Raw genomic sequence first — 7,963 nt, forward strand, 5'->3', positions numbered from 1 at the left:
GCTCGCCAACAACCTCGCCCCAGACCCCTCTTGTGTTGTGTAGATACTCATGCCTCCAGGGTCGGGCGTCTTCGGGCGCTTGGCGGGTGCTCCGGGGTCGTCCGACCCTGGCGCGCTTCCGGCATTGTCCGCCGACCACGGTTTGCGGGCCAAGGCGAGGCGGGATTGATGGCGCGGGCATGTCCCGTCCGCACGGCCCGGTTGTGCCGGGCTGTCGGGCGCATAGCAAGCCGGGGCGCCGGCCGGATCTGCTCCCCCGGCGCCCCACCCGTGATTGCCGGGAAGTTGCGCTACGGCGAGTCGTCGCGACCCTCGCTGCGCAGCCAGCCTCCCAGCAGGCGGCCGATCTCGGCGACGATACTGCCCACATGCTGGTACTGACCGTCAGAGAGCCAGCGCCAGCGGTGCGCCAGGCGCAGGTACACGCGCAGGCGTCCGAGAGCCGTGTCGGCATTACGCAGAGCCGACAACCGCGTGCGGCCAGCGCGCACCTCGGCCGCCACCAGCGCTTCGTGCAGGTCCATTGCCGCCTCCATCATCCGCTGGGTGACGGTCGAGCGGTAGGCGCGCGGGAAGCGCTCCGATCGCGGCAGCAGCCATTCGAGCAGATCGAAGGTGCGCGAGAAGATCACCATGTTCTGTGTCATGTCCAGCTCTCCCGTTTGATCGATCCGCGCGCACCGGGCGCGCAGGTCCAATGATCAGCGGCGCTTTCGACCACCTTTGTTCCTGGGACAACCTGCTGCTGGCCTGGCGCAACGCCGCACGGGGAAAGCGCGGCAGCGGCAGTGTGGCGCGCTTCGAGTATCGGGCTGAGGAGCACCTGGCCAGTCTGCAGGATCAGATGCGCAGCGGGACGTACCGGCCGGCGCCCTATGTCCACTTTCACATCACCGATCCAAAGCCGCGCAAGATCAGCGCGGCCCGGTTCCGCGACCGCGTGGTGCACCACGCGCTCTGCAACGTCATCGAACCGCGCTTCGAACGTCTGTTCATCGCCCACAGCTACGCCAACCGAAAGGGCAAGGGCACCCACCGCGCAATCGACCGGCTGCAGGAGCTCGCCCGATGCCATCGTTACGTGCTGCGGGCGGACGTGGTGCAGCACTTCGCTTCGGTGGACCACGCCATCCTCCTGGAAATCCTGCGGCGCCAGATCCCCGAGGCGGACGTCATGGCGCTGGTCGAGACGATCGTTGCGAGCGGCCGTGGTGTGCTCGACGATCAGTACGACTACGTTCCTTTCCCCGGGGACGACCTGCTCGCCATTCTGCGCCCGCGCGGCCTGCCGATCGGCAATCTCAGCTCGCAGTTCTGGTCGAATTGCTACCTCCACCCGCTTGACGAGTTCGTGCGGCGCGAACTGGGCTGCCGGGCGTATCTGCGCTACGTCGACGACTTTGCGCTGTTTGGTGACGACAAGCGCGAGCTCTGGGCCTGGAAGGAGGCGGTCATCGCGCGGCTGGCGCGTCTTCGTCTCGTCATTCACGAGACCCGCGCCCAGGTGCTGCCCGTTACAGCGGGGATTCCGTGGCTGGGTTTCGTGGTCTACCCGACACACCGCCTGGTCAAAGGTCGCAACGTTCGCCACGCGCAGCGCACGCTGCGAGCCCGCCTGGCTGCTTACCACGCCGGCCTGATCAGCTTCGGCGAGCTCGACGCGAGCTTTCGCGGCTGGATTGCCCACGTCAGCCATGGCGACACCTGGCGGCTGCGCGAGCAAGTATTCAACACGCTGCCGATCTGCCATGCAGCTCATCACCGGGCCGTGGCGGAACGTGCTGCCGGCGGCGGGCTGCCACGGCCGCTGCCGTAAAAAATTCGCGGCGGACGGCGCTGCGCGCCGTCCGCGCCGCTCGCGCGGCGCCCAGAGTTCAGTGCCCACCGATGGGGGACGAACACAACACCCGAAACCCCACGTAGCCGTCTCGGCCGCGCGGGTGGCCCCTGTAGCGCTCGGCGCAGCGCGCGCCGCCCCGGTCATTGCGCCAGGAGCCGCCGCGCAGCGCACGGGCCCCGAAGTCGCCGGCGCGCGACCCGGTCACCTCGGGCGTGTCGAACTGGTTGCGGCACCACTCCCATACCGTGCCGGCCATGTCCAGCGCTCCCTGCAGCGATGCGCCAGCCGGATACATGCCGACCGCCGTCGCACGCCCGAGGCGGCTCTCGAAGGTGTTGGCGCGCTGCGGTTCGCGCTTCGCATCCCACTCGCCACCCCACGGGTAAACCTTGCCGGAAACGCCGCCCGTTGCCGCCTGCTGCCATTCCCACTCGTCCGCCAGCCGAACGTCGACGCGAAGGCGATGGCCGAGCCAGCGACAGAAGGCCACCGCGTCGAACCAGCTCACGTAAACCGCGGGGTGGTTGCCGTAACGACCGAAGTCGTAGCTGTTCCCTTCGCCGTCACGATACAGGTCGGGCTCCCACCAGCCCGGGTCACGCCAGCCGTCCTGGGCGTGCAGAAACGCTCGGTATTGTGTCGCGGTCACCGGGTAGCGCGCGATGTGGAAAGATTCCAAGCGCTTGCGGCGGCGCTTTGTTCCCGGAAGGAGCAGCCGGCTCACCTCGATCGCGATTTCGCCACCGGGAATCGAGAGCCAGTCGATCTCGGGAGTGCCGTCGCCATCCACGCCGACGCCGAACCGCGGATCGCCCAGCACGTCGAGACGTTCCCCGATCAGGGCACGGCGCTGGTGCGGCGTTTCCGCTCGCGCCAGCTCGGCGAGCATGGCGTTCGAATCGATCGGGCCGAGGAACGCGCGCTCCTCGTCGCCGAGATGAAGCTCCGGTCCGACGCGCTGCAGCGCCGTGAGCGCGTCGCGCACCCGCTCGTGGGACCACAGTTCGCCACGCCGGCCCTGGTCGGCCCACAGGCGTGTGTCGGCCTGCAGTCGCTGGCGCCATGCCGCCCGCTCCTGGTGTCGCTCGAGGTAGGTCCACAGCGTCGGCCAGTAGGGTTGCGGCTTCCCGTTCGCGTCCAGCCCTTTGCTGCGGATCAGCGTCTCGTGGATCAGGCTGACCCAGTGGCGCTGCTCCGGCCCGAAGCCTTCGGCGGTTACGGTGACGAGGCGCAGCGGCCCCAGGTGATTCTGCCCATCGCGCGTGCGCGTGCCGGCGAGGTGATCGACCAGGCGGCGGCCGCGCTCACCGCCGCCCGCGATGGTCACCGCCTCCGCGAGCGGGATGCGCCGCCGTGTGTGACGGACGCCTTCCGCATCGACATTCACCAGGCGGAACAGAAGCTCGAGCGCTCGCGCGCGATCCTCGCTCGGGAGCAGATCATCGGCGCTCTGGCTGAGGATGCCCGCGAGGCCGCCCTGTTCGGTGAGCAACTGCCCACACAAGCGGTTCTCGACGCACTGCTTCCACAGCCAGTACAGCGCGTTTTGCACCAGCGGCAAAGCGCCTGCCTCGTTGCGTGCCTCGGCCACGATCGCTTCCCTGACCTCGCCGACATCGAGCCCGGCAAGCCGCGCGGGACCGTCGATGACTGCGCGCAGACCGTCGGGCCCGATCAAGGGCAGCGTCCACGGTCGGGCGCGGCGGTTGCGCACCGCGACCAGTCGCGGCAGGTCGTCGAAACGGTCGAGGAAATCGGCGCGCACGGTCGACAGGACAAAGAGCGGGCAGTCCGAATCCTCGAGCGCGGTTGCCAGCACGCGGTCGAAGCGGCAACGTTCGTCGTCATTGGCGAAAGTGAACAGTTCCTCGAACTGGTCGATGGCGAGCAGAAAGGCCGTTTCGTCCTGCTTGCGGCTGCGCAGCCAGTCCGCGAGACCGCGGTCGTCGGCCGCCAGGCGGGGCCGAATGTCTGCCATTTCCGCAGCGAAGGCCCGCGCCAGCTGTTCGGCGAGCATCTCCAGCGGATGCTCGCCCGGCATCATCGGGCCGATGCGCCGCCAGCGCGCGTAGCGGGTGCGCGGCCACAGCCAGCCTTGATCGACCAGCGGCAGCAGGCCGGCGTTCATCAACGACGATTTCCCGGAACCGCTGTTGCCGTTGATTTCGAGCCAGCGCACCAAGCGGTCGTCGCGCCCGGTGTCGAAGCAGGCGAGCGCGTCGAGGATCTCCTTCTCGCGGCCAAAGAACAGCTGCGCCTGTTCCACCTCGAACGCGGCGAGCCCCACGAACGGGCAACCTTCGAAGCGGGCGGCTTCATTGCGAACGAGGTTCCGCGCGAGAATCTGTTTGGGCAGTTGCGACGGCAGGGCATCGGTTCCATTCCACTGTCTTGCCTGAAACAGGCGCAGGAATGCGGGAAGCATCTCCGGCGAGGTGTCGCCGAGCAGGATCGGGAAGATCGGCAGGCGCTTGCACTCTTCGCGCGGATCGAAATGGCGGCGGAGCGCAGCCTGTGTTTCGGCCCCGATCCAGCGCTGCACGCCGTCGCGTCCGACCAGCACGACGAAGCTGCCGCAGCTATCCACCGCCTGTTGCAGGTGGTCGAGCCACAGATCGCCCTCGCGTATGCTCTCGTCGTCCTGGAAGCAGGAGAACCCGCAGTCCTCGAGTTGGGTGCGCAGGCAGCGCGCCGCCGCACCGTCGTTGCGGCTGTAGCTGAGAAAGACCTGGTGGCGATCCACGGCAGTTCGGTTCTGGCACAAACTCATCGAAATCGCGTCATTCCGGGCTGGAGCCGCAATCCGGTTCGTCTTTCGACTGCTCGGTTGACCTCTGGATCAGACTGACTGAAAAGGACAAACGGACTGAACGGCTTGCGGGCAGCGGCGATGGCGCTCGGCGGTGCGGCCTTCGGCGCCGCAATCCGCTCCCCGAAGGCCGGTCAGGGCTTCAATTGGGCGCGGATTTCGCCGCCCTTGTTCGCCTCGGTATGGACGTTGACGTAGAGATCACCGGCCTGGTAGCTCTGGAGTTGCTCGCTCGTCAATCTCGCTCCCGGCGGTACCGACCAGACGCCGTCGCCGGTCTTCGTCAGCGGGATGATCACCGGGCCGTTCTTGCCAACCGCGCCGAGGTGGATGTGCGCCATGGTCACCGTCAGGCCTGCTACGGCAATGCTGCCGCTGATCGAGCCGTCGGCGGCGACGGTGATCCTGCCGCTGCCGACCGCCTGCGTGTTGACCGGCGGCACTTCCTGATCTCCGGTGAGTTTGAGTTCGTTCCTGCTCGTGCCGATGTGCGTGCAGGCGCCAAGAACGGCGGCGAGCAAAACGGCAGCGGCGCCCGGTAGGCGAGTCTTTCCACAAGTGTTGTTCATTTGCATTGCCCTTTCAAATGCGATTGGAAAATCCGGGAACCCGAAGTTCCACGGCGGATCGGGAGCGCTGCCGACGCGCCGCAGGCAGCCGCCATCGGGGCAGGCGGCGCGTCCCGGCTGGCAGTTGGCGGAGCTTGCGGCACGCTCACGAACTGCAGGAGAGCATCGAACATCCGGCCCGGTGGCGAGCCCAGTCCGGACGCTTGGCCGCAAACGCCTCGCGTCCCGGCTGTTCGTCGAAGGGCCTGCGCAACGCCTCCAGCAGATCGTGGACCATTTGCATGTCGCCCTGTTCGGCGCGGTCGATTGCCTGTTGCGCCAGGTAGTTGCGCAGCACGTAGCGGGGATTGACGGCGCGCATGCGGGCGCCGCGCTGCTCCGGCGATTGCGGGTCGTGGCGCAGACGCGCCGCGTAGCGCACGAGCCAGCGTGCGAGGTCGGCGGAGTGGCGCTGGCGCAGATCCTCGCGGTAGAAGGAATCCTGCAAGACGTCGATGCTCGGCCGTTCGAGGTCGACCTCGGCAAGGCGGCGGAAGAATTCGCTCATGTCGATTTCCGCCTGGTGCATCAGCGCGAACAGGTCTTCGAGCAGGTCGACGTCGTCATGTGTGAACTCGCACAGCCCGAGCTTGGCGGCAAAGGCGCTGCAGAACTCGCTGGAGTACACCTCGTCGTAACGCTCTAGACCGGCGGCGAGTTGGTCGGGCCCGGGCAGCAGCAGAGCGAGCGCTTCCGCCAGTCGTTCGAGATTCCAGCGGGCGATCAGCGGTTGCCGGGCAAAACAGTAGCGGCGGGTGGAGGCGTCGGTGGTGTTCGGCGTCCAGCCGGGGTCGAAGTTGTCGACCCAGCCGTAGGGGCCGTAGTCGATGGTCAGGCCGAGGATCGACATGTTGTCGGTGTTCATCACGCCATGCACGAAGCCGACGCGCATCCAGTGCGCGATCAGTCGCGCCGTTCGCTGACAGATTTCGCTGAACCATGTGGTCACGTCGCTCGCCGGGTCGAAGGCCAGGTCGGGGAAGTCGCGTGCCATCGTGAATTCGACCAGACGTCGCAGGAGTGCGCGGTCGCCGCGCGCTGCCGGCAGTTCGAAATGCCCGAAGCGGGTGAAGGAGGGGGCGACACGGCAGACCACGGCGCCCGGTTCGGCAACCGGATGTCCGTCGTAGAACATGTCGCGGACGACACTTTCGCCGGTAGCGACGAGGCTCAGCGCGCGCGTCGTCGGCACGCCCAGATGATGCATCGCCTCGCTGCACAGGAACTCGCGGATCGACGAGCGCAGCACCGCGCGGCCGTCGGCATGGCGCGAATACGGCGTCGGGCCGGCACCCTTCAGTTGCAGTTCGAAGCGCTGCCCCTGCCGGTTGATCGCCTCGCCGAGCAGAATCGCGCGACCGTCGCCGAGCTGTCCGGCCCACTGACCGAACTGGTGACCGCCGTAGCAGCTGGCGTAGGTCGCCATCCCCGGCAGCACGCCGTTGCCGGCCAGCGCCGCAAGCAGTTCGGGCGTTGCCAGCGCCGCTTCGTCGAGATCGAGCGCCGCCGCCACTTCGCGGGAATGGGCGAGCAGGCGAGGACTGGCGACCGGCGTCGGCGCGACCGGCGACCAGCAGGCGCCGAACACCTGCCGCGGCACGTTGCCTTGCTCGGGGTCACCCGGCAGCTCGCGCAGGAAGCGGTTGTCGAAAATCAGCATGGCTCGGCAGTGTAGCAGGCTGCCGGAGAAATCGCCGGGCCCGTCGCCGGCAGCGGATCAACGGGTCGGCAGGCGGACGACGACTTCGAGTCCGCCGTCGGGGGCATCGGCCAGCAGCACCTCACCGCCACTGGCGGCGGCGATTCGCCGCACGATGGCCAGACCTAGCCCGCAACTGCCATCGGTGGCGCGCGCCGCGTCCAGTTGGACGAAGGGATCCAGTGCCCGGTTCCGGTCGGTGTCGGCGATTCCCGCTCCGTGGTCGCGGACGCGCAAGGCCACGACGTTTTCGCCGGTCATCGCCAGGTGTACCTCGACCGGCGGTGCCCCGTGCTGCAGCGCATTCCCGATCAGGTTGTCGAGCAGGCGCTGCAGATTGCCGGCGGCAATCGCCACTTGGCACTGCTCGGCAGCGGCGGCGATCGTCAGGTCGACCGGATGGCCGAGTTCGTGTTGGCGGGCGATTTCGTCGCGCAGCAAACCGGCGATGGCCAATGGCTCTGCCGTTCGCTCGCCGTCTTCGCTGCGCAGGAAGGCGAGGCACTGGCCAACGATACGTTCCATGTCGTCGATGTCGCGCGCCAGGCCGGCGCGTTCGCCGTCGTTTTCGAGCAGCGCCAGGCGCAGGCGCAGCCGGGTCAGCGGTGCGCGCAGATCGTGCGTCAGACCGGCCAGCATCTCGCGTCGCTCGGCCGCCGCCCCGGCGAGCTGGTCAAGCATGGTGTTGTGGCGTTCGGCCAGGCGCCGGACTTCCCGCGGTCCTTCCGGCGTTGCCTTGCGCGCGGCGCCGTCGCCCGTCGCGGCAACGGCCTCGCCGAGGCGCGCCAGCGGCTCGACGATGCCGCGCACGAAAAGACCGGCAATCAGCAGTACGGCGGCCAGGGTGAGCGCCAGGAACAGCCAGAGTTCGGACGGCAACGCCTGCGGTTCGAAACGCGGTGGTGGCAGCAGCAGCCACCAGCGCTCGCCGCCGGCGAGGAAGCCGATCCATAGCCCGCTGCGAATTCCCGGGCCGGCGTGCCGCAGCCAGACCGGCTCGCCGAGGC

6 protein-coding genes are annotated in these 7,963 nt (G+C 68.2%); 1 reads left to right on the forward strand and 5 read right to left on the reverse strand.

Annotated features, from left to right (window positions below):
- Window positions 1-290: 290 nt before the first annotated feature.
- Complete coding sequence (gene avd / locus NFV80_RS02005) at window positions 291-647, reverse strand: diversity-generating retroelement protein Avd (RefSeq protein ID WP_295325862.1); 357 nt, start codon at window positions 645-647, stop codon at window positions 291-293.
- Window positions 648-697: 50 nt separating this feature from the next.
- Here avd and NFV80_RS02010 point away from each other — a divergent pair, with 50 nt between their 5' ends.
- Window positions 698-1,816: a reverse transcriptase domain-containing protein gene (locus NFV80_RS02010; RefSeq protein ID WP_295325859.1), complete on the forward strand. Its 1,119-nt coding sequence runs from the start codon at window positions 698-700 to the stop codon at window positions 1,814-1,816.
- 58 nt (window positions 1,817-1,874) lie between these two features.
- Here the strand turns inward: NFV80_RS02010 and NFV80_RS02015 are convergent, their stop codons facing one another.
- The 4 genes from NFV80_RS02015 to NFV80_RS02030 all read right to left on the reverse strand — a co-directional run.
- Window positions 1,875-4,610: an SUMF1/EgtB/PvdO family nonheme iron enzyme gene (locus NFV80_RS02015; protein ID WP_296757658.1), complete on the reverse strand. Its 2,736-nt coding sequence runs from the start codon at window positions 4,608-4,610 to the stop codon at window positions 1,875-1,877.
- Between the two features lie 173 nt (window positions 4,611-4,783).
- The gene (locus tag NFV80_RS02020) at window positions 4,784-5,218 is read right to left on the reverse strand and encodes a CHRD domain-containing protein (RefSeq protein WP_295325855.1); all 435 of its coding nucleotides are present in this window, start codon (window positions 5,216-5,218) and stop codon (window positions 4,784-4,786) included.
- 145 nt (window positions 5,219-5,363) lie between these two features.
- Window positions 5,364-6,917 carry a protein adenylyltransferase SelO gene (locus NFV80_RS02025; protein ID WP_296757661.1) on the reverse strand — a complete coding sequence of 518 codons (1,554 nt, stop codon included), beginning with the start codon at window positions 6,915-6,917 and terminating at the stop codon, window positions 5,364-5,366.
- Between the two features lie 57 nt (window positions 6,918-6,974).
- The coding region (locus tag NFV80_RS02030) for an ATP-binding protein (RefSeq protein ID WP_296757664.1) at window positions 6,975-7,963 on the reverse strand (989 nt) is incomplete at its 5' end.

The organism is Accumulibacter sp. (genome assembly GCF_023806565.1).
Lineage (GTDB): Bacteria > Pseudomonadota > Gammaproteobacteria > Burkholderiales > Rhodocyclaceae > Accumulibacter.

Coding starts and splice junctions, on each gene's coding strand:
- avd (WP_295325862.1), bottom strand. CDS start 647: ATGACACAGAACATGGTGATCTTCTCGCGCACCTTCGATCTGCTCGAA.
- NFV80_RS02015 (WP_296757658.1), bottom strand. CDS start 4,610: ATGAGTTTGTGCCAGAACCGAACTGCCGTGGATCGCCACCAGGTCTTT.
- NFV80_RS02020 (WP_295325855.1), bottom strand. CDS start 5,218: ATGAACAACACTTGTGGAAAGACTCGCCTACCGGGCGCCGCTGCCGTT.
- NFV80_RS02025 (WP_296757661.1), bottom strand. CDS start 6,917: ATGCTGATTTTCGACAACCGCTTCCTGCGCGAGCTGCCGGGTGACCCC.
- NFV80_RS02010 (WP_295325859.1), top strand. CDS start 698: ATGATCAGCGGCGCTTTCGACCACCTTTGTTCCTGGGACAACCTGCTG.